General features: G+C 73.5%; 2 protein-coding genes. One reads left to right on the top strand and one right to left on the bottom strand.

Annotation, left to right across the window (positions count from 1 at the left end):
* On the bottom strand, positions 1-523 hold a 523-nt coding region (locus tag ACFWEK_RS21095; protein ID WP_430555307.1), incomplete at its 3' end, for a DUF1697 domain-containing protein.
* A gap of 84 nt (positions 524-607) precedes the next feature.
* Here ACFWEK_RS21095 and ACFWEK_RS21090 point away from each other — a divergent pair.
* On the top strand, positions 608-2,044 hold the full coding sequence (locus ACFWEK_RS21090) for a class II fumarate hydratase (RefSeq protein ID WP_430545042.1): 1,437 nt from the start codon (positions 608-610) through the stop codon (positions 2,042-2,044).
* Positions 2,045-2,080 lie beyond the last annotated feature (36 nt).

The following is a 2,080-nucleotide window of genomic DNA, read 5'->3' as shown; positions in this document are numbered from 1 at the left end:
GCACGGTGCCGAGGGTGCGCGTCGTCGCGACGCCCCCGGTGAGCCGCTCGACGAGCGAGTTCGGGTCCGCCCAGGTTCCCGGTCCGCCCCGCACCACGCCGAGGACGACGCCCGGTCGCGCGGCGACGAGGTCGAGCAGGTCGCGCTCGTCGGTCCACGGCAGGTCCAGCGGCAGCGGTTGCCCGCCGTCCACGAACGTCAGGGTGTCGCGGTACGTCCGCTCGTCGCGGGTGAGCGCGAACGGGTCGCCGTCGATCGCCGCGGCGACGTCGGCCAGCGGACGCACGAGCGCCGCGTGCGTGTATCCGGAGCGCTCGGCGAGCAACGGCGCCGCCTCTCGCACCACACGCTCGGCCGCGGACGCGTCACCGCCCGGGTCGAGGAGCACGGTGCCGTTGGTCTGGAACGACCGCACCGCCGCGGCGCCGCCGTCGAGCAGGGCACGTTCGAGGACGTCGCGCACCGGGCTGCCGCGGTGCCCGAGGTTCATCGCGCGGTAGAGCACCACGTGGGTGAAGGTCACGCCCCGATCCTCGCCCACGCCTCCGACACCGGGCGTGACCCGGCTCACGACGGACCGCCCTCGCGGGTGCGGCACGATAGAGGCATGACTTCCGACACCGTCGTCCCCGGCGCGTCCGGCGCGGGCGAGACCGAGTACCGCATCGAGCACGACACGATGGGCGAGGTGCGCGTCCCGGCGCACGCGCTCTACCGCGCGCAGACGCAGCGGGCCGTGGAGAACTTCCCCATCTCCGGCACCACGCTCGAGCGCGGGCACATCGAGGCCCTGGCCCGCATCAAGAAGGCCGCCGCGCGCGCCAACGCCGAGCTGGGCGTGCTCGACCAGGACATCGCCGACGCGATCGTCGCCGCGGCCGACGAGGTCGCCTCGGGCGTGCACGACGCGCACTTCCCGATCGACGTCTTCCAGACCGGCTCGGGCACGTCGTCGAACATGAACACCAACGAGGTGCTGGCCACCCTCGCCACGCGCTCGCTGGGCAAGGACGTGCACCCGAACGACCACGTCAACGCCTCGCAGTCGTCCAACGACGTCTTCCCGACGTCGGTGCACGTGGCCGCCACGGCCGGCGCGATCCACGACCTGGTCCCGGGCCTGAAGCACCTGGCCGACGCCCTGGGCGCGAAGGCCGACGAGTTCGCGGCCGTCGTGAAGTCCGGCCGCACGCACCTCATGGACGCCACCCCGGTGACGCTGGGCCAGGAGTTCGGCGGCTACGCCGCGGCGATCCGCTACGGCGTCGAGCGCGTCGAGGCGGCGCTGCCCCGCGCGGCCGAGGTCCCGCTGGGCGGCACCGCGGTCGGCACCGGCATCAACACCCCGGCCGGGTTCCCGCAGCGCGTCATCGAGCTGCTGCGCGAGGACACGGGCCTCCCCCTGACCGAGGCGCGCGACCACTTCGAGGCGCAGTCGGCGCGCGACGGCCTCGTGGAGCTCTCGGGCGCGCTGCGCACCATCGCCGTGTCGCTCACCAAGATCTGCAACGACCTGCGCTGGATGGGCTCGGGCCCGAACACCGGCCTGGGCGAGATCGCGATCCCCGACCTGCAGCCGGGCTCCTCGATCATGCCGGGCAAGGTCAACCCGGTGATCCCGGAGGCCGTGCTCATGGTGGCCGCCCGGGTGGTCGGCAACGACGCCACCGTCGCGTGGGCCGGCGCCAGCGGCTCGTTCGAGCTCAACGTGCAGATCCCCGTCATCGCGCAGGGCGTGCTGGAGTCGATCCGCCTGCTCGGCAACGCGTCGCGCGTCCTGGCCGACAAGACGGTCTCGGGCATCACCGCCAATGTGGACCGCGCCCGCGCGTTCGCCGAGTCGTCGCCCTCGATCGTCACGCCGCTCAACCGCGTGATCGGCTACGAGGCCGCGGCCAAGGTCGCGAAGCACTCGGTGAAGCAGGGCATGACGGTCCGCGAGGCCGTGATCGACCTCGGTTTCGTGGAGCGCGGCGAGGTCACCGAGGCCCAGCTCGACTCGGCCCTCGACGTCCTCAAGATGACCAAGCCCCCGCAGGCCTGACGTCCCCGCCCCGCGACGGCGGCGCTCCCCTCGGGG

Origin of the sequence: Isoptericola sp. NPDC060257 (assembly GCF_042726645.1) — a bacterium.
Taxonomy (GTDB): Bacteria; Actinomycetota; Actinomycetes; order Actinomycetales; family Cellulomonadaceae; genus Isoptericola; species Isoptericola nanjingensis.
The sequence above is the reverse complement of the archived record's forward strand: the minus strand, read 5'-3'. Positions and strand labels throughout refer to the sequence as shown.